At 68.1% G+C, this 17,364-nt stretch carries 18 protein-coding genes; 4 read left to right on the top strand and 14 right to left on the bottom strand.

Annotation, left to right across the window (positions count from 1 at the left end):
• Positions 1-43: 43 nt before the first annotated feature.
• Entirely contained in the window at positions 44-295 is a 252-nt protein-coding gene (locus tag B9N75_RS06185; RefSeq protein ID WP_157123724.1) for a hypothetical protein, read from the bottom strand.
• Between the two features lie 359 nt (positions 296-654).
• On the opposite strand from B9N75_RS06185, the gene B9N75_RS06180 reads away from it, so the two are divergent.
• Positions 655-2,994, top strand: a complete 2,340-nt coding sequence (locus tag B9N75_RS06180) for a putative bifunctional diguanylate cyclase/phosphodiesterase (protein ID WP_085218012.1) — start codon at positions 655-657, stop codon at positions 2,992-2,994.
• On the opposite strand, the gene egtD is transcribed toward B9N75_RS06180, so the two are convergent.
• Genes egtD through gluQRS form a run of 5 tightly spaced genes read right to left on the bottom strand, consistent with a single transcriptional unit; the run spans position 2,991 to position 6,964 of the window.
• Positions 2,991-3,977 (bottom strand): L-histidine N(alpha)-methyltransferase, encoded by a 987-nt coding sequence (gene egtD, locus B9N75_RS06175; protein WP_085218011.1) that lies wholly within the window; start codon positions 3,975-3,977, stop codon positions 2,991-2,993. The two genes, B9N75_RS06180 and egtD, sit on opposite strands and share 4 nt — an antisense overlap.
• 55 nt (positions 3,978-4,032) lie before the next feature.
• Positions 4,033-5,277 carry an ergothioneine biosynthesis protein EgtB gene (gene egtB, locus B9N75_RS06170; RefSeq protein WP_085218010.1) on the bottom strand — a complete coding sequence of 415 codons (1,245 nt, stop codon included), beginning with the start codon at positions 5,275-5,277 and terminating at the stop codon, positions 4,033-4,035.
• 17 nt (positions 5,278-5,294) lie between these two features.
• On the bottom strand, positions 5,295-5,861 hold the full coding sequence (locus tag B9N75_RS06165) for a cob(I)yrinic acid a,c-diamide adenosyltransferase (RefSeq protein WP_085218009.1): 567 nt from the start codon (positions 5,859-5,861) through the stop codon (positions 5,295-5,297).
• 1 nt (position 5,862) lies between these two features.
• Entirely contained in the window at positions 5,863-6,069 is a 207-nt protein-coding gene (locus B9N75_RS06160; protein ID WP_085218008.1) for an HIG1 domain-containing protein, read from the bottom strand.
• Between the two features lie 10 nt (positions 6,070-6,079).
• Complete coding sequence (gluQRS, locus tag B9N75_RS06155; protein ID WP_085218007.1) at positions 6,080-6,964, bottom strand: tRNA glutamyl-Q(34) synthetase GluQRS; 885 nt, start codon at positions 6,962-6,964, stop codon at positions 6,080-6,082.
• 185 nt (positions 6,965-7,149) lie between these two features.
• On the opposite strand from gluQRS, the gene B9N75_RS06150 reads away from it, so the two are divergent.
• Entirely contained in the window at positions 7,150-7,716 is a 567-nt protein-coding gene (locus B9N75_RS06150; RefSeq protein ID WP_085218006.1) for an HNH endonuclease, read from the top strand.
• A 2-nt stretch (positions 7,717-7,718) separates the two neighbouring features.
• Here the strand turns inward: B9N75_RS06150 and B9N75_RS06145 are convergent, their stop codons facing one another.
• Genes B9N75_RS06145 through argH form a run of 6 tightly spaced genes read right to left on the bottom strand, consistent with a single transcriptional unit; the run spans position 7,719 to position 12,739 of the window.
• Positions 7,719-7,994: an HNH endonuclease gene (locus B9N75_RS06145; RefSeq protein WP_172840826.1), complete on the bottom strand. Its 276-nt coding sequence runs from the start codon at positions 7,992-7,994 to the stop codon at positions 7,719-7,721.
• Positions 7,979-8,935, bottom strand: a complete 957-nt coding sequence (locus B9N75_RS06140; RefSeq protein WP_085218005.1) for a zinc transporter ZntB — start codon at positions 8,933-8,935, stop codon at positions 7,979-7,981. Before B9N75_RS06140 ends, B9N75_RS06145 begins: the two co-directional genes overlap by 16 nt.
• On the bottom strand, positions 8,932-9,801 hold the full coding sequence (gene galU / locus B9N75_RS06135; protein WP_085218004.1) for a UTP--glucose-1-phosphate uridylyltransferase GalU: 870 nt from the start codon (positions 9,799-9,801) through the stop codon (positions 8,932-8,934). Before galU ends, B9N75_RS06140 begins: the two co-directional genes overlap by 4 nt.
• Positions 9,798-11,072 (bottom strand): diaminopimelate decarboxylase, encoded by a 1,275-nt coding sequence (gene lysA, locus B9N75_RS06130; protein WP_085218003.1) that lies wholly within the window; start codon positions 11,070-11,072, stop codon positions 9,798-9,800. Before lysA ends, galU begins: the two co-directional genes overlap by 4 nt.
• Before the next feature lie 6 nt (positions 11,073-11,078).
• A complete protein-coding gene (locus B9N75_RS06125) occupies positions 11,079-11,366 on the bottom strand; it encodes a hypothetical protein (RefSeq protein ID WP_085218002.1) in 288 nt (95 codons plus the stop codon).
• The gene (gene argH, locus B9N75_RS06120) at positions 11,363-12,739 is read right to left on the bottom strand and encodes an argininosuccinate lyase (protein WP_085218001.1); all 1,377 of its coding nucleotides are present in this window, start codon (positions 12,737-12,739) and stop codon (positions 11,363-11,365) included. The genes B9N75_RS06125 and argH overlap by 4 nt, the downstream gene beginning before the upstream one ends.
• A 31-nt stretch (positions 12,740-12,770) precedes the next feature.
• Here argH and B9N75_RS06115 point away from each other — a divergent pair, with 31 nt between their 5' ends.
• Positions 12,771-13,349 carry a TlpA family protein disulfide reductase gene (locus tag B9N75_RS06115; protein ID WP_157123723.1) on the top strand — a complete coding sequence of 193 codons (579 nt, stop codon included), beginning with the start codon at positions 12,771-12,773 and terminating at the stop codon, positions 13,347-13,349.
• Positions 13,350-13,439: 90 nt separating this feature from the next.
• Here B9N75_RS06115 and dapD read toward each other — a convergent pair whose 3' ends face one another.
• Both dapD and B9N75_RS06105 read right to left on the bottom strand, forming a co-directional pair.
• Positions 13,440-14,279, bottom strand: coding sequence for a 2,3,4,5-tetrahydropyridine-2,6-dicarboxylate N-succinyltransferase (gene dapD, locus B9N75_RS06110; protein ID WP_085218000.1), 840 nt, complete (start codon positions 14,277-14,279; stop codon positions 13,440-13,442).
• Positions 14,276-14,950 (bottom strand): pyrimidine 5'-nucleotidase, encoded by a 675-nt coding sequence (locus tag B9N75_RS06105; RefSeq protein WP_085217999.1) that lies wholly within the window; start codon positions 14,948-14,950, stop codon positions 14,276-14,278. The genes dapD and B9N75_RS06105 overlap by 4 nt, the downstream gene beginning before the upstream one ends.
• 98 nt (positions 14,951-15,048) lie before the next feature.
• Here B9N75_RS06105 and B9N75_RS06100 point away from each other — a divergent pair, with 98 nt between their 5' ends.
• Positions 15,049-17,358 carry a S8 family peptidase gene (locus B9N75_RS06100; RefSeq protein ID WP_157123721.1) on the top strand — a complete coding sequence of 770 codons (2,310 nt, stop codon included), beginning with the start codon at positions 15,049-15,051 and terminating at the stop codon, positions 17,356-17,358.
• Positions 17,359-17,364 lie beyond the last annotated feature (6 nt).

Below are 17,364 nucleotides of genomic sequence, written 5' to 3'. Positions count from 1 at the left end.
GCTCTCTAACTCGATCGGCCCGAAGGCCGGCCGGTCGTGCCTGTTACGGGCTGACCGGGGTATCGCGCTCGTCGTCGCTGCCGAACACGACGGCGGCGATCACGACGATGCCGAACAGCACGCCAACGACGGCGCCCGTGGACCAGCCACCGCTGTCCTCAACCGAATCCTGCATCAGAGCCGAGCTGACGGAAAGCGCGCCGGCACCAGCCGACGGAGCCGTCTGCGCGACGGCCGCGCTGGACGCGAGGAGCAGAGCGCTCGCAGCCAAGGCGGAGATCTTCTTCGAGAGCATTATATCCTCCTTCGAGCCTAAACTCATTCTGGCTCTGCACTTACCAGAAGCGACATGCCAAATTCGGCCACTAGACCAGAGGCAGAAGAGTCGCAAGACATGAAGCACCTGTTGTGGCCTTATCGTTGCACTGGTGCAAAAATGCATCAATTGTGGTGAGGCCCATTTGCGACGCGGCAAAGTCCGGAGCGTTGCGATCTTGTTGCGCCGCGCCAAATCGGCCCGCTGACCCGACAATAGCGCAGCCCGCGAACCGGATCGCTTTTTCGCCGAGTGCCGATCACCCGGGTTCGCGCCTTAACCAACCGTCAAGCCCTTGGGGATAGTGCGGGTTTTCCCACCAGCCGCGCGGGTAGTTGATGTATCAGACCCCAGTTTCCGTAGACGCCGGCACCGAGATCGACATCGCTGAAAGACCGGCGGGCGATCCGCTCGCTTATGGCGACGGAAGCGACCGGCTGGTCGAAGCGCATCTGCGCAACGGCCAGCTCGCCGTCGCCGCGCTGTTCGCGCCCTATTTCGCCATTTCAGCCGTCGGCGCGGCGCTGCTCGTTGCCTGGGGGCTGTACGGCAACGCCTCGACACCGCTGATCGCGGGCTGGCTCTGCCTGTTGAGCGCGGCGCATTGGCTCGCCTGCCGCAAGACGATCGACGCCGGAACCGCCGCGGGCAGCCGCAGCGCCGCGGCCGGCACGCGCTGGCGCCCGATCCTTACCGTGACGGCGCTCGGCGCACTCTGGTCCTCGCTCCCCGCCTGGGCCTTCGCCACCCAGCCGCACGAAGTGCAGGTGGTAATCGGCGGCGCGATGGGGGCGATGCTGATCGCCGCGATCGCGCTGGCCGCGATACCCGTCGCGGCGATGGCGTGGATGGCGACCATCACCGTCGCACTCTGCCTCGCCTACTGGTTCAGCGCCGCGATGCACACCGGCATCGGTATCGCCATCATCGGCGTTGCGGTCATCGCGGTCACGGGCGTCGCACGGCTGACGCGCTGGGTGTTCGCCCAGCTCAAGGACATGGCCTCGGTCAAGGCGTCGGCGGAATCGATCCGCGCGATGCTCGACGAGTATGAACATCGTGGCGCCGGTTGGCTCTGGCAGGTCGATCCCGAAAATCGCGTCGTCTACATCTCCAGCCGGATGATCACGCTGCTCGGCCGGTCGGCGAGCCAGATCATCGGCCATTCGCTCCCGGCGGCACTCGGCGGCAACGGTGCGCTAGGGAAGATGCTGCTCGCCAAGAAGCCGTTCGCCAATCTCGAGATGGAGATCAGCACGCGGCGCGGCACCCGCTGGGTGAGCCTCGCCGGCGATCCGGTCGTCGACATGGCGGGCCGCTTCCAGGGTTTCCGCGGCGTCGGCACCGACATCACCGATTTCCGCAAGAATCAGGAGCGGCTGACCAATCTCGCCAACATGGACGTGCTGTCCGGCCTGCCCAACCGCGGCCGCGTCCGTCAGCTTCTCGGCGAGGCGCTGTCCGCGGCTTGCGCCGACACCATACCCTGCGCGGTGCTGTTTCTGGATCTCGACGGGTTCAAGCCGGTCAACGACACCTTCGGCCATCCCAAGGGCGATCTGGTGCTGAAGAGCGTCGCCCAGCGGCTGGTGAAGGAAGTCGGGCCGATGGGCATCGTCGGCCGCATGGGCGGCGACGAATTCGCCATCGTCATCCGCGACGCGCAGAGCCGCACGCGGATCGAGAAGCTCGCCGAGAATCTCATCGAGGCGGTCGCGGCGCCCTATCATCTCGGCAAGGTCGAGATTCGCATCGGCGTCTCGGTCGGCTGCGCGTTCGGCCCGATCGACGGGCAGAGCGTCGACGATCTCATCCAGAAGGCCGACATCGCGCTCTATCAGGCGAAGGCCAACGGCCGCGGCATCTTCTGCCATTACAATGCCGACATGCAGAGCGCAGCGGATCACCGCATCCGGCTGGAAAAGGATCTCGCGCATGGCATCCAGAGCGGCCAGCTCCGCCTGCTCTACCAGCCGCTGATCGACGCATCCAACCAGAGCCTGACCGGCTTCGAGGCGCTGGTCCGCTGGCATCACCCGACCCGCGGGCTCGTGCCGCCCAACGACTTCATCCCGCTCGCCGAGGAAACCGGCCTCATCGTGCCGCTGGGCGAATGGGTGATGGAGGAGGCGTGCCGCGCCGCCGCGACCTGGCCCGAGCATATCTCGGTCGCGATCAACATGTCGGCGCGCCAGCTCGTGCTGCCCTCGCTGCCCGCAACGGTGAACAGCGCGATCAGCCGCCACCGCATCCAGCCCGACCGGCTAGAATTGGAAGTGACTGAAAGCGTGTTCCTGGAGGACAGCGCCGGCGCGCTCGACGTGCTGAAGCGGCTCCGTGCGCTCGGCGTCGGCATCGCGCTCGACGATTTCGGCACCGGCTATTCGTCGCTCGGCTATCTCAACAAGGCCGTGTTCCACAAATTGAAGATCGACGGTTCGTTCGTCCGCGAAGCCGCAGAGAACAAGGAGACGGTCGCGATCATCCAGTCGATCGTCCAGCTCGCGCGCAATTTCCGCATGACGATCACCGCGGAAGGCGTCGAGACCGCCGACGATTTCATGCGGATGAAGGATCTCGGCTGCCACCAGATCCAGGGCTATCTGTTCGGAAAACCGATGAGCTACGATCGGGCCAGTGAGCTGGTGCAGGGCGCGCCGATGCGGATGAGCGCCTAGGGCGCGACGCGCGGCGGCTCGGCATGGGCGAGCAGCAGAGCGAACTGATCGTCAGCGTCGGCCCACTCCTTGGTTACCGCCCAGCCCGCCGCATGGAGCAGCAGGCGTGCGTCGCGCGGGCCGTATTTGTGGCTGTTCTCGGTGTGGATCGTATCGCCCCTGGCGAAAGCGAAACGCTGACCCTCGATCGTGAACTCCACGTCCTCGATCGCTTCCAGATGCATCTCGATCCGCGCCTTGGCATCGTTCCAGATCGCGCGGTGGCGGAAGGCTTCGACCGGGATATTGCCGTTCAGCTCGGCATTGATCCGCCGCAGGAGGTTGAGATTAAACTCGGCCGTAACCCCGGCCGCATCATCATAGGCTGGGACGAGGATGGTGACATCCTTGATGCGGTCCATGCCGATGAGGAGATAGGCGTTGGTGCCGAGCGTATCACGCATCGCGCGCAGCAGGTCGACAGCGGTGCGCGGCACTAGGTTGCCGATCGTCGAGCCGGGAAAGAAGCCGAGCTTGCACATATCGGCCACCGCATCGGGAAGCGCGATCGGGCGCATGAAATCGCCCTCGACCGGCAGCACGTCCAGGCCCGGAAAGTCCGCCGCCAGCGCATCGGCGGACTCCCGCAGGAAATCGCCCGAAATATCTATCGGAACATAGGCGCCGGGCTCGACCGCGCGCAGCAGGATCGGCGTCTTGGCGGACGAGCCCGAGCCGAACTCGACCACCGCATCACCCGTTCCCGCGATCGCCGCGACCTCGCCGCAATGCGCCTCCAGCAACGCGCGCTCGGTGCGGGTGGGATAATATTCGGGAAGATCGGTGATCGCCTCGAACAGCTCGGAGCCGCGCCGGTCGTAGAGCCAGCGCGCCGGGATGGCAGGGATCGGCGCGGCGAGGCCGGCCAATACATCGGCCCTGAAAGCGGGATCCGCGGTAGAGGCTTCCGCCCCACCGATGCTGTCGGAATAATCAGCCGTCATTGTGCGCAGCCTAGCGACGAGGCACGCCGGCCGCCTTCACATGAATTGAGGCGCATCAAAGATCCTTGGCTAGGCGCACGCCGGCGAACTGCCAGCGCTGGTGTGGGTAAAAGAAATTGCGGTAGCTGGCGCGCGAATGGCCGCGCGGCGTGCCGCAGCTCGCGCCCTTCAGCACGAACTGCCCGCACATGAACTTGCCGTTATACTCGCCGACCGTTCCCTCGGCCGGCGCGAAGCCGGGATGCGGCAGATAGGCACTCGCCGTCCAGTTCCAAACATCGCCGAACAGCGCGCCGCCCGGCAGCGGCCGCACCGGACCTGCGGCATCTAGCTGATGGCCGGCGGCGGGATCGGCGGCGGCGGCCGCGCTCTCCCACTCCGCTTCGGTCGGCAACCGCGCACCGGCCCAGCGTGCGAACGCGTCCGCCTCGTAATAATTGACGTGCATCACCGGCTCCGCTGCGGCGACCGGCTGCAATCCATCGAGACCGAAGCGATGCCAGCCGCTATCGCGCTCCACCCAATAGAGCGGGGCGCGGACCTTTTCCGTCTGCACCCAGGCCCAGCCGTCGGAAAGCCACAACGCTGGCATCTCATAGCCGCCATCGTCCATGAACGTGCGCCATTCGCCGTTGGTGACGAGCCGGTCGGCGATCGCATGGCGGCGGAGCAGCACGTCGTGCGCCGGCCCCTCGCAATCGAAGGCGAAGCCGCGTCCGTCATGGCCGATGCGCGCGATGCCGCTGCGCCCCTCGGTCCAGCCGAGCGGCGACGGAGCGGTCACCGGCGCTGGCGCCTGGGCCGGCCAGATGGCGGGGTGGAGCGGATTTTCGAAGAAGGCGGCCTTGAGGTCCATCAGCATCAGCTCCTGATGCTGCTGCTCGTGGTTGAGGCCGAGCTCGATCAGCGCCAGCGCCTCCGGCGGAAGCCCCGGGATCGCGGCAGCGAGCGCCGCATCGACATGGTCGCGATAGGCGCGCACTTCGTCGAGCGAGGGGCGGCTGATCATCCCGCGCCGCGCCCGCGCGTGCCGCTCGCCCTCACCCTCGTAATAGCTGTTGAACAGGAACGGGAAGCGATCGTCGTGCAGCGCATAGCCGGGTACGCAATCGCGCAGCACGAAAGTCTCGAAGAACCAGGTTGTGTGCGCCAGATGCCATTTGGCGGGTGACGCGTCGGGATGCGGCTGGAGCGTGGCATCTGCGTCCGAGAGCGGCGCGGCGATGTCGCGGCTGAGCGCCCTTACCGCCGCGAAACGCGCCGCAATCCCTTCGTCCTCTCCGATGCTCTGGGTTGCCATCGCCCTAGCCTCCTCGCTCAGGCGCTCCGGGTCTGCCCCGGCTGCCAGAGAGTGTCGCCGCCTTCATCACGCGCCACAAGACGCGCGAGCACGAAGATATGATCCGACAAGCGGTTGATATATTGAAGCGCCGCGGGGTTGATGCCGCCCGCCGCGACCGCCGACCGCTCCGCCCGCCGCACAGTCGCGCGCGCGAGATGGAGATGCGCCGAGGCCGCGCCGCCGCCTGGCAGGATGAAGCTTCGGAGCGGTTCGAGCTTCGCGTTCATCGCGTCGATCTCGCGCTCCAGCCGCGCGATCTGATCGGGCACGATGCGAAGCGCCATCTCGCCGGGCGCGAAATCCTCGCCGGGCGTCGCGAGGTCGGCGCCGAGATCGAACAGCTCGTTCTGGATGCGGCCCAGCATCGCGCGCGTATCGGCATCGGCAACGTGGAGCAGCGCCACGCCGATCGCGCTGTTAGCCTCGTCGACATCGCCGATCGCCGCCATGCGCGGATCGGCCTTGGACACGCGCGACCCATCGACCAGCCCGGTCTCGCCGGCGTCGCCGGTGCGGGTGTAGATCTTGTTGAGCTTGACCAGCTCAGTTCCCCGCGCCGCGCGCGAGCATCAGGAAGAGGATGACGAAGACGATCGCCACCGCCTGATACATCACCCGCTTGCGCATCAGCGATTGCGACTGGACGCCGCCGATGTCCTTGCCCTGCGCCATCGTGATAACGCCGCGCACCAGGACGTAGAGCGTCGCCAGCGCAGCAAGGATGATGAGAATGAGGAGGAGCGTCTGCATGGCCGCCTCTCTAGTCCTCTACGCCCGCCGGTGCCAGCGAATATCCGGATGGGAGGCGGCCCTCACGAAGCTCCGCCGCGAGCGCCGGGCCGTCCATTCCCCCGTGGCGAAGATCGGCGAGCGCCGGCGCGCCGTGGCGCTTGGCGAGCCGCGCACCGCCCTCGCCTGCGAGCAGCGGGTGATGGTGGTAGCGCGGCGCCGGCAGATCGAGCAGCGTCTGCAGCAGCCGGTGAACGTGGGTGGCGGCGAAGAGATCGGCGCCGCGCACGACGTCGGTGACGCCCTGCGCGGCATCGTCGAGCGTGACGGCGAGGTGATAGCTGGTCGGCGCGTCCTTGCGCGCGAGCACCACGTCGCCGAACGCATCGGGCCGCGCGAAGACCGTGCCGGCGTGGGCATCATCCCAGGTGAGCGGACTAGGCACCTCAGCCAGTGCCGCCTCGGTATCGAGCCGCCAGGCGTGGGGCTCATCCATCCGCGCCGCGCGATCCGCGGCGGTCAGGCGGCGGCAGGTGCCGGGATAGAGCGCGCCGTCGGGGCCGTGCGGGGCGTGCGCGCTGGCGGCGATCTCCGCCGCGATCTCGGCGCGGGTGCAGAAGCAGGGATAGGCAAGGCCTATCGCTTTCAGCCGGTCGAGCGCCTCGGCATAGCGCGGCAGCCGCTCCGACTGATAGTTTATGGCATCGTCATAATCGAGGCCGAGCCAGTCGAGATCAGCGAGGATGCCATCGATATGCTCGGGCCGCGAGCGGGTGCCATCGATATCCTCGATGCGGAGCAGGAAGGCGCCGCCGCTCTCCCGCGCCAGCGCATGGGCGCGCACCGCTGAATAGGCGTGGCCGAGGTGCAGCCGCCCGGTCGGGCTGGGTGCGAAGCGGGTGACGATGCGGCTCATGCGGACCCTTGACCGCGAGTCGTTGTTGGTGTTGTCATGACGCCGTCACGTTCCCGGGCGAGAGGGGCGCGACGATGAGGAGAATGGACGACCGCAAGCCGTCTTTCTCCCTGCTTTGGGTGCGACAGGGCCGGGGGCCGGGCGTTTCGCGGGAAGCCAGCGAAACCAGGGGCACGTGCCGGCCGATGTATCATCCCGATCTTCTGAAGCATCCGGACAGTTGCCCCGCGCTGGTGCTGAACGCGGACTATACGCCGCTCAGCTACTATCCTTTGAGCCTCTGGCCCTGGCAGACCGCCGTCAAGGCGGTCTTTTTGGAACGGGTGGACATCGTCGCCAATTATGCGCGCGAGGTGCACAGCCCGACGCGGACGATGCAGATCCCCAGCGTCATCGCGCTCCGCCAGTTCGTCCGCCCGTCCGAATTTCCCGCCTTCACCCGCTTCAACCTGTTCCTGCGCGATCGCTTCGCCTGCCAATATTGCGGCAGCCCAAAGGAGCTGACCTTTGATCATGTCGTGCCGCGCGCGCAGGGTGGGCGGACGACCTGGGAGAATGTCGCCACCGCCTGCGCGCCGTGCAATTTGCGGAAAGGCGGTCGCACGCCGCGGCAGGCGCATATGAACCTCAACCGCATGCCGATCCGCCCGACGAGCTGGCAGCTCCAGGAGCATGGCCGCAGTTTCCCGCCCAACTACCTCCACGATACTTGGCGCGACTATCTTTACTGGGACATCGTGCTGGAGGCCTGAGGTCACGTCTTCCGCCGCGTCGGCGCGTGGAAATCCGGCTCCTTGCCGACAATCCAATCCAGGAATGTCCGCATCTCGGGATGGCCGCGAAGCGCATCGGCGCTGGAGAAATCGCGCGCCAGTTCCTTGTTGGTGAAAGTCGCGTGGATGGTGCGGTGGCAGATCGGATGGACCGGCTCGGTATGCCGCCCGCCGCGGCTGCGCGGTACCGGATGATGCCATTCGACGCGGAGCCCGAGCGGACGCCCGCACAGGAAGCAGACTAGCTTCGCAGCCAATGGCGCACCATGAACCAGGCGAATACGCCCATGCCGGTTACGAAGCAGAAGGCGACCACGCCCCAGAAGGCCCAGGGCGAATGCGCATAGGGGATGCCGCCGACATTCATCCCCAACAGGCCGGTGACAAAGGTCAGCGGCAGGAAGATAAAGGCGACGATCGAGATGTAGAGCGAGCGGTGATCGACCAGCTCGGAGCGGAGATCGGTCAGTTGCTCGTGGAGCAACGCCGCGCGCTCGCGCACCGCCTCCAGCTCCTCGGCCATGCGCGCGAACCGGTCTGCCGCCTCGCGGATGTGGAGCCGGTCGTCGTCTGCCAGCCACTCGAAATCCAGCGCAGCGAGCGCCTGGAGCGCATCGCGATCCGGCGCGACGAAGCGGCGGTAGGCGATCGCATCGCCGCGCAGGCCCGCGATCTCGCGCCGCATATTGTAGATATTGCCCTCGTCCAGCCCGCTCTCGCACTCGTCGAGCAAGTCGCCGAGCGCGGCGACTTCGGGATCGAGCGCCATCGAGATGTTGCGCGCGAATGCGGCGACCAGATCGCCGGGGTCGAGAATGCGGCCCGCCTCCATCTCGGCCTTCACGGCTTGCGTCGCGGCGAGCGGGCGGCGGGTGACGCTGTTGACCTTGCCCTTGTGGACCCATAGCCGGATCGAGACCAGCCGATCGCTGTCGTCGGTGTCCTGCACCGCCGGCCCGCGCAGATTGACGAGCGCACCGCCGTCGATCCGGTCGCAGCGCGGCCGCGTCTCGAACGCGACCAGCGCATTGGCGGCGACTTCGGGAATGTCGTCGTGCGCGCGGATGTCGAGCAGCTCGTCGTCGCTCGCATTCTCGAGATGGACCCAGATGAAGCCGGGGCCGGCGTAAGCTGCGGCCTCGTCGCGATCGAGGCGGCGGACGGGGCCGTCCCCCACCAGGATCGCGTCGCAGCTCATGCGATGTCGGCGATCATCGCGCGGAGCGCGGGCGCCATGTCGTCGCGGCGAAGCGCGAGCGCTAGGTTGGCGGTGACGAAGCCCATCCGGTCGCCGCAATCGTAGCGGGCGGCATCGACGGTAACGGCGTGGAACGGCTGGCGGCCGATCAGCGCCGCCATCGCATCGGTGAGCTGGATCTCGCCGCCCGCGCCGCTCTCCTGATTGTCGAGCACCGCCATGATCTCGGGCTGGAGGATATAGCGCCCGACGATGGCGAGCGTGGAGGGCGCCTCTTCGGGCTTCGGCTTTTCGACCAAGCCCTTCACTTCCGTGCGCGCACCCTCGGCCGCGCCGGGGGTGATTATGCCATAACTTGCGGTGCGCTCCTTCGGCACTTCCTGCGCGCAGACGATGTTACCGCCGACCGCGGCATAGGTTTCCATCATCTGCGCGAGGCAGCCGCTCTTGCCCTCGGCGCCGACCATCAGATCGTCGGGCAGCAGCACCGCAAAGGGTTCGTCGCCGACGAGATGGCGCGCGCACCATACGGCATGGCCGAGGCCAAGCGGTTCCTGCTGGCGGATCGAGGCGAGCGCGCCGGCGGGGAGGCGGGTCGGCTCCAGCGCGTCGAGCGATTTGCCACGCGCCTTCATCACCGCCTCAAGCTCGTATGCGATGTCGAAATGGTCCTCGAGCGCGCCCTTGCCGCGGCCGGTGACGAAGATGATCTGCTCGATCCCCGCCTCGCGCGCCTCGTCCACCGCATATTGGATGAGCGGCCGGTCGACCACCGTCAGCATTTCTTTGGGGATCGCCTTGGTCGCGGGGAGGAAACGGGTGCCGAGCCCCGCGACGGGGAAGACGGCCTTGCGGACGGGTTTCATGCATTCTCCTCATCAAGCCAGTGCGGGACGCTGTCCGCGGCGATCAACGCTTCGATCGGCTGACGGTCCCGCACCACCGCCCAGCGATCGCCGGATACCATGACTTCGGCGGTCAGCGGACGGCTGTTGTACGTCCCCGCCATCGTCGCCGCATAGGCGCCCGCGGTCATGAAGGCGACGAGATCGCCCGCCGCCACTTGATCGATGCGGCGGAGCGTCGCGAAGGTGTCGCCGGTCTCGCACACCGGGCCGACGACATTGGCAGTGACCTTCGCGCCGCTTGGCCGAACGGCGACGATGTCGTGCCAGGCGTCGTAGAGACTAGGGCGCATCAGATCGTTCATCCCCGCATCGACGATCACGAACGGTGCCTCCACCCCCTCCTTGACGCGGATGACGCGGGTGACGAGCGCGCCGGCATTGCCGACGATCATCCGCCCCGGCTCGAACACCAGCCGCACGTTCCAGCCGCGCGTAACCCGCGCGACCATCACACCATAGGCCTCCGGGCTGGGCGGTAGCGGCTGATCGGGATCGTAGGGCACGCCGAGCCCGCCGCCGAGATCGGCGATACGTATGTCATGGCCGGCGCGGCGCAGCTCCGCGATCAGCGCGCCGACCGTCTCGAACGCGCGCTCGAGTGGCGCGAGATCGGTGAGCTGGCTGCCGATGTGGACCGCGATTCCGTGCATCGCGAGGCCGGGAAGCGCCGCCGCCCGTGCATAAGCGCCGAGCGCGTCGCGATGCGGGATGCCGAACTTATTCTCCGATTTGCCGGTCGAGATTTTGGCGTGGGTGCCCGCGTCGACATCCGGATTGACGCGGAAGGCGGCGGGCGCGGTCACGCCCATCCGCGCGGCGACGGCGGACAGCATTTCCGCTTCGGGCAGCGATTCGAGGTTGAACTGGTAGATGCCCGCATCGAGCGCGAACGCCATTTCCGCTTCGGTCTTCCCGACGCCGGAAAAGACGATGCGGTCCGCCGGAATGCCTGCTGCGCGAGCACGTGCTAGCTCGCCGCCAGAAACGACGTCGGCGCCGAGCCCCGCCCGCGCCACCGCGGCGAGCACCGCCTGATTGGGATTGGCCTTCACCGCATAAGCGACCAGCGGATCGCCGGTCGCGGCGACCGCTTCACGGAAGACGCGGGCGTGGCGCGCGATGGTCGCGGTGGAATAGATATAGACCGGGGTTCCGACGGCGGCGGCGATGTCGGGGATCGGCACGTCCTCGGCGTGCATCACCCCGCCCCGCAGATCGAAATGCCGCATCGGCCGTCAGTTCGGCTCCGGCCCGTCGCTTGGCGGCAGCGGCACGGCGCCCGGCCCGAAGTCGGAGGGCGGCAGATCGAACCGGTCGTCCTCGCGCGGATTGGATCGGGTCAGCACCTCGTCGACGCGCTGCGGCCGGGCGATCGCGGTCGGCGTCAGCATCTCGTCGGTGGTCGGCCCGCGCGCGGCCTGCGCGGGGACGGGCGGCGGCGTCTGACCTTCGGCGGGGCGCAGCGGCTCGCGGCTGCCGCAGCCGGCCAGCAGCACCAGCAATGCGAGCGCGGCGATCCTCATTCCTTGTCCTCCAGCGCGGCCTTTGCCTCGGCGATCCGCGCGCGCACCTGATCGGGTGCGGTGCCGCCGAAGCTCGTCCGGCTCTTAACCGAAGCCTCGATGGAGAGCACATCGAAAACCGACGCGTCGATGCGCGGGTCGATCGCCTGGAAGGCGTCGAGCGGCATGTCCCAAAGCGGCAGCCCCGCTTCGTCCGCAGCCTTCACTACGCCGCCGGTGATGTGATGCGCCTCGCGGAACGGAATGCCTGCAACCCGGACCAGCCAGTCGGCGAGGTCGGTGGCGGTGGCGTGGCCGGCGGTGAGCGCCGCGCGCATCCGATCCGGCACGAAGGCGGCGCTTTCAACCATGCCGGTCATCGCCGCGATCGACAGCGCGAGCAGATCATGCGCCTCGAACAGAGGCGGTTTGTCGTCCTGCATGTCCTTCGAATAGGCGAGCGGCAGGCCCTTCATGGTAATCATCAGCGACGTCATGGCGCCGACGATCCGCCCGGCATGGCCGCGCACCAGCTCGGCCGCGTCGGGGTTGCGCTTCTGCGGCATGATCGAACTGCCGGTAGAATAAGCGTCGGGCAACGCAACGAAGCCGAACGGCTGGCTCGCCCACAGGATGAATTCCTCGGCGAGCCGCGAGAGGTGGAGCGCGCATTGCGCGGCGGCGGTGAGATAATCGAGCGCGAAATCGCGGTCGCTCACCGAATCGAGCGAATTGGCGGTCGGCCCGTCGAAGCCGAGCGCGGCGGCGGTGGCGGCGCGGTCGATCGGGAAGCTGGTGCCGGCGAGCGCGGCGGCGCCCAATGGGCAGCGGTTGAGCCGCGCCCGCGCATCGGCGAAGCGCGAGCGGTCGCGATCCGCCATCGCATGATAGGCCATGAGATGATGGCCGAGCGTCACCGGCTGCGCGACCTGGAGGTGGGTGAAGCCCGGCATCACCGTATCGGCATGTTCGGCAGCGCGGTCCAGCAATGCGCGCTGGAAGGCGGCGAGGCCCGCATCCACCGCGTCGATCGCATCGCGCACCCACAGGCGGAAATCGGTCGCCACTTGGTCGTTGCGCGATCGCGCGGTGTGGAGCCGCCCCGCCGCCGGGCCGATCAGCTCGGCCAGCCGGTGCTCGACATGCATGTGGATGTCTTCCAGCGCCAAATCCTCGGCCACGCCGTCCGCTTCATATTCGGCGGCGATGGCGTCGAGGCCCTTGGCGATCGCCCCTGCATCGGCGGCTGCGACGATGCCCTGCGCGGCTAGCATCGCGACATGCGCCTTCGAGCCGGCGATGTCCTGCCGCCAAAGGCGCTTGTCGAACGGGATCGAGGCATTAATCTCGCGCATCACCGCCGAGGGGCCGTCGGCGAAACGGCCGCCCCACATCGCATTCGAACGATCGGGAGATTGATTGCCCATGCGGCTGCTGATGCTCGCCTTCCTCGCGCCCGCGCTTCTGCTGGCGGGCTGCGATAGGCAAAAGGAGACGGCGTCGCAAGGCGCGCCCAAGATGGAAAGCGCCGCGAAGGACGGGGAGCATTTCCCCACCGGCCGGCTCGACCGCTCGCACGCCGGCACGCCCGCGCCCAAGGAATTGTTCCAGGATCCCGACGGCGCGCCCGCCTCCTTCTCCGATTTCCGCGGCAAGCCGCTGCTCGTCAATCTGTGGGCGACTTGGTGCGGGCCGTGCAAGGTGGAGATGCCCTCGCTCGACGCGCTCGCCGCGCGCGAGGCCGGACGGGTCGAGGTGCTCGCGCTCAGCCAGGACATGGCCGGCCGCGACAAGGTGACCGCCTATTTCGCCGACAATGACTTCAAGCAGCTCGAGCCGTTTCTCGATCCCGAGCTGGCGACGATGTTCGCGCTCAAGGTCGATACGCTCCCCACCACCATCCTCTACGATGCCGAGGGCAAGGAGGTCTGGCGGATGACGGGCATGGAAGACTGGGCCGCCGAACGCGCCGCCAAGTTGCTGAAGGAGGCGGAAGCGGGGTGAGACAAGAGTGTTCCCCGGCGAAAGCCGGGGCCCAGCATTAGGCATCGATACCGGCGGCTGGACCCCGGCTTTCGCCGGGGAACAGGGGGCTCAATCCCGCAGCAGCTCGTTGATGCTCGTCTTGCTGCGCGTCTTGGCATCGACGCGCTTGACGATCACCGCGCAGGCGAGCGCGGGGCCGGGCTGGCCGTCGATATCGGCCTTGGGCGGCAGCGTGCCGGGCACCACCACTGCATAGGGGGGCACGCGGCCGACATAGGTCTTGCCGCTGTGCCGATCGACGATCTTGGTCGAGGCGCCGATGAAGACCCCCATCGACAGCACCGCGCCCTCGCCTACGACGACGCCCTCGGCGACTTCGGAGCGCGCGCCGATGAACGCGCCATCCTCGATGATCACCGGCCCGGCCTGGAGCGGCTCGAGCACGCCGCCGATCCCCGCGCCGCCCGAGATGTGGACGTTCCGGCCGATCTGCGCGCAGCTCCCGACCGTCGCCCAGGTATCGACCATCGTCCCCTCGCCGACATAGGCGCCGATGTTGACGAAGCTCGGCATCAGCACCGCATTGGGCGCGACATAGGCGCCGCGCCGGACGATCGCGCCGGGCACCGCGCGGAAGCCGGCCGCGCCGAACGCCGCCGCGTCCCAGCCTTCGAACTTGGAGGGCACCTTGTCCCACCACATCGCGCCGCCGGGGCCGCCCGCGATCGGCTGCATGGGGTTGAGCCGGAAGCTCAGCAGCACCGCCTTCTTGAGCCACTGGTTGACCGTCCAGCCCTCGGCGCCCTTCTCGGCGACGCGCGCCTTGCCGGCGTCGAGCAGCGCAATCGCCTGCTCGACCGCGTCGCGGACATCGCCTGCGGTGTCGGCGCCGATCGATTCGCGCCGGTCCCAGGCGGCATCGATGGTCTGCATCAGCTTGGCGGTCATCGGTACTCGTCCCCCAGGATTTCGGTCAGCCATGCGCCGATATCGTGCGTGACGTGATCGATAAAGGCCGGATCGGCATCGTGCCCGCCGCGCTCGGAGCCATTGTCGACCCAGACGGTCGCCATCCCCAGCGCCTTTGCGGGCTTCAGGTTGCGCGCCATGTCCTCGGCGAAGAGCGCGCGGGCGGGATCGATGCCGTGAACGTCGCACAGCGCCGCGTAGGAGGCGGGGTTGGGCTTGGGCACATAGTTCATCGCGTGGATGTCGTGCATCCCGTCGAACGCGTTGGCGAGGCCGATGCGATCGAGCACGCGGCGCGCATAGGCTTCATCGCCGTTGGTGAAGACGAGCTTGCGGCCCGGCAGCCGGTCGAGCGCGGCGACGAGCGCAGGATCGGCGGCGAGGCGCGCGAGGTCGATGTCGTGTACGAAATCGAGGAAGTCGTGAGGATCGATGCCGTGCTCGGCCATGAGCCCGGCGAGCGTGGTGCCGTGCGTCAGGAAATGCGCCTTCTGCACGCGCCGCGCCTCGACCGGATCGACGCTCAGCAGCCGCGCGATATATTCGCCCATCCGCGCGTCGATCAGCCCGAAGAGATCGGTCGCGGCGGGATAGAGGCAATTGTCGAGATCGAAGATCCAGCAATCGACATGGGCAAGCGCGGGCAGCATGGCCGCGCGTTAGCCGCATCCCCTCTCTTCATCAAAGCGTAAGCGTGGTAAATGGATAACCGCCTGAGGTTACGGCGCGAATCGTGAAGGGGCGTGCGATGGGGCGGGTTACGCGAAAGTCGGTTCTGCTGATGTCGGTCTGCGCCGCGGCGCTTGCGCTTGCCGGATGCGGTGGCGGAGGCGGCGGTGCGCGGCCCGAGCCGATCGTCAGCCCGCCGACGCCGCCGCCTCCACCACCCCCTCCGCCACCACCACCCCCGCCTCCGCCTCCCCCGCCGCCGGGGTCGAGCTTCAACGATGCGGAATATCAGCGGTCGAACGCCGCGCGGCTCGCCGGCGCGCTGACCGCTTATGAAGCGGGCGCGAGCGGGCAGGGCGTCAAGATCGCGGTGGTCGATAGCGGCATCAACCCCGCGCTCTCCGATTTCGCGGGGCGGATCGATCCGAGCAGCGGCGACGTCGCCGGCTTCGGGCGCGGCATTTCAGACAGCGAGGGGCACGGCACCGCAGTCGCTGCGGTCGCCGCAGCAGGGCGCGACGGGCAGAAGATCCTCGGCGTCGCCTTCGGTTCGACCATCCTCGCCTACAACAGCTCGGATCCGAACAATTGTTCGCCCGAGGACGGCTGCAACCACAGCGATTCGGCGATCGCCGCGGGCGTCGATCAGGCACGCATCAACGGAGCGCGCGTCGTCAACATCTCGCTCGGCGGATCGGCGCCCAACAGCCAGCTTCTCGGCGCGTTCAATCGGGCGATGGCGGCGGGGATCATCGTCGTCATCTCGGCTGGCAATGACGGGACGCCGCAGCCCGATCCGCTCGCGCTCGGCACGCTGCAGGGATCGACCACGCCGGGGCTGCTGATCATCGCCGGGGCGCACAACGGCACGCGGACGATCGCCGACTTCTCCAACCAGGCGGGGAGCGGCGCCGCCGCCTATCTGACTGCTCTCGGCGACCGCGTGCTGACCTTCGATCAGACCGGCGCGAACTTCCTCTATTCGGGCACGTCCTTTTCGGCGCCGGCGATCAGCGGCGCGGCGGCGCTGCTGGCGAGCGCCTTCCCCAATCTCACCGGGCAGCAGATCGTCCAGATTCTGCTCAATTCGGCCGACGATGCGGGCGACGCTGGCACCGATGGCGTCTACGGCCGCGGCATCCTCAATATCGCCAAGGCCTTCCAGCCGCAGGGGCAGATGCGGCTCGCGGGGAGCGAAGCGGTGGTGAGCCTGTCGGGCGCCAACCAGGCCTCCGGCGCGATGGGCGATGCCGGTGGCGGCCAGGGCGGCACGTCGATCGGCGCGGTGGTGCTCGATGGCTATTCGCGCGCCTTCGCGATGGAATTTGCCGCCAGCCTGTCGCGCGCGGCACCGGAACGGCCGCTGGCGCAGGGCTTCGCCGGAACGATCCGCACCGGGCAGGCCGGGGACGGCACCACTGCGGTCTCGATCACGGTCGACCGGCGGATCGTCGGGCGGCCGATCGTCGGCCTCGCGCAGATGGGGATGAGCTATGAGGACAGCCGCGAGGCGCGCGTGCTCGCCGGTCATGCGATCAGCCGTCTGGGGCCGGGCACCGCGGTCGCGCTCGGCTTCTCGGAGAGCGGGCGGACGTTGCAGCAACGGCTGATCGGCGCAGAGCAGAATGCCTTTCTGGTCGCGCGCGATCCGCTGACCCGCGCCGGCTTCGTCGCCGATGCGGGGCAGAGTTTCGGCATGCGCCAGGCGATCGCCGGCACCGGCCTCACCCTCACCACCGAGCGCGGCAAAGTGTGGGAATATGGCTTGCGGCTCGATCATGGCGAACTGCGCTACAGCATCGGCGCGCTGACCGCCGACCGGCGCTTCGGCCCCGCGCATCTGTCGCTCGGCATGTCGCGGCTGGACGAGGAAGGGTCGCTGCTCGGCGGGCGCTTCATCTCCGCTTTCGGCAATCGCGGCGCGACGAGCTGGTTCACCGACGGCACCGCGAGCCTTGATCTCGGCGGCGGGTGGGACGCGCTGGCGAGCTACCGCCGCGGCTGGACCGAAATCCGCGACGCGAACGCGCTGGTGCGCGGCGGCGCGCTCAAGACCGACGCGTGGGCGTTCGACATCGGCCGCACCGGCGCCTTCGCCGCGGGCGACCGGCTGGCACTGCGTGTCATGCAGCCGCTCCGCGTCCGCTCCGGCGGGTTCGATCTCAACGTTCCGGTGTCCTATTCCTACGCGGACGGCGCGATCGGCTATCAGCAGCGCTTCTTCAGCCTCGCGCCGACGGGCCGCGAGATCGACGTGGAGGCCGCTTACGGCCGCGGCCTCTGGGGCGGGAGCCTGTCGTTCAACGCCTATGTGCGGCGCGAGCCCGGCCATATCGCCGCGGCCGACGACGATGTCGGCGCGGCGCTGCGCTTCACCAAGGATTTCTGAGCGCGA

The organism is Allosphingosinicella indica (assembly GCF_900177405.1).
GTDB classification, from domain to species: domain Bacteria; phylum Pseudomonadota; class Alphaproteobacteria; order Sphingomonadales; family Sphingomonadaceae; genus Allosphingosinicella; species Allosphingosinicella indica.
Note: the sequence above shows the minus strand (reverse complement) of the source record. Positions and strands in the feature narration are given on the sequence as shown.

Excerpts from the sequence above, each read along its gene's own strand:
- B9N75_RS06150 (WP_085218006.1), top strand. The coding sequence starts at position 7,150 with ATGTATCATCCCGATCTTCTGAAGCATCCGGACAGTTGCCCCGCGCTG.
- galU (WP_085218004.1), bottom strand. The coding sequence starts at position 9,801 with ATGAAACCCGTCCGCAAGGCCGTCTTCCCCGTCGCGGGGCTCGGCACC.
- B9N75_RS06160 (WP_085218008.1), bottom strand. The coding sequence starts at position 6,069 with ATGCAGACGCTCCTCCTCATTCTCATCATCCTTGCTGCGCTGGCGACG.
- lysA (WP_085218003.1), bottom strand. The coding sequence starts at position 11,072 with ATGCGGCATTTCGATCTGCGGGGCGGGGTGATGCACGCCGAGGACGTG.
- B9N75_RS06185 (WP_157123724.1), bottom strand. The coding sequence starts at position 295 with ATGCTCTCGAAGAAGATCTCCGCCTTGGCTGCGAGCGCTCTGCTCCTC.
- B9N75_RS06180 (WP_085218012.1), top strand. The coding sequence starts at position 655 with ATGTATCAGACCCCAGTTTCCGTAGACGCCGGCACCGAGATCGACATC.
- egtD (WP_085218011.1), bottom strand. The coding sequence starts at position 3,977 with ATGACGGCTGATTATTCCGACAGCATCGGTGGGGCGGAAGCCTCTACC.
- B9N75_RS06100 (WP_157123721.1), top strand. The coding sequence starts at position 15,049 with ATGGGGCGGGTTACGCGAAAGTCGGTTCTGCTGATGTCGGTCTGCGCC.
- B9N75_RS06125 (WP_085218002.1), bottom strand. The coding sequence starts at position 11,366 with ATGAGGATCGCCGCGCTCGCATTGCTGGTGCTGCTGGCCGGCTGCGGC.
- argH (WP_085218001.1), bottom strand. The coding sequence starts at position 12,739 with ATGTGGGGCGGCCGTTTCGCCGACGGCCCCTCGGCGGTGATGCGCGAG.
- gluQRS (WP_085218007.1), bottom strand. The coding sequence starts at position 6,964 with ATGAGCCGCATCGTCACCCGCTTCGCACCCAGCCCGACCGGGCGGCTG.
- dapD (WP_085218000.1), bottom strand. The coding sequence starts at position 14,279 with ATGACCGCCAAGCTGATGCAGACCATCGATGCCGCCTGGGACCGGCGC.
- B9N75_RS06115 (WP_157123723.1), top strand. The coding sequence starts at position 12,771 with ATGCGGCTGCTGATGCTCGCCTTCCTCGCGCCCGCGCTTCTGCTGGCG.
- B9N75_RS06105 (WP_085217999.1), bottom strand. The coding sequence starts at position 14,950 with ATGCTGCCCGCGCTTGCCCATGTCGATTGCTGGATCTTCGATCTCGAC.
- B9N75_RS06140 (WP_085218005.1), bottom strand. The coding sequence starts at position 8,935 with ATGAGCTGCGACGCGATCCTGGTGGGGGACGGCCCCGTCCGCCGCCTC.
- egtB (WP_085218010.1), bottom strand. The coding sequence starts at position 5,277 with ATGGCAACCCAGAGCATCGGAGAGGACGAAGGGATTGCGGCGCGTTTC.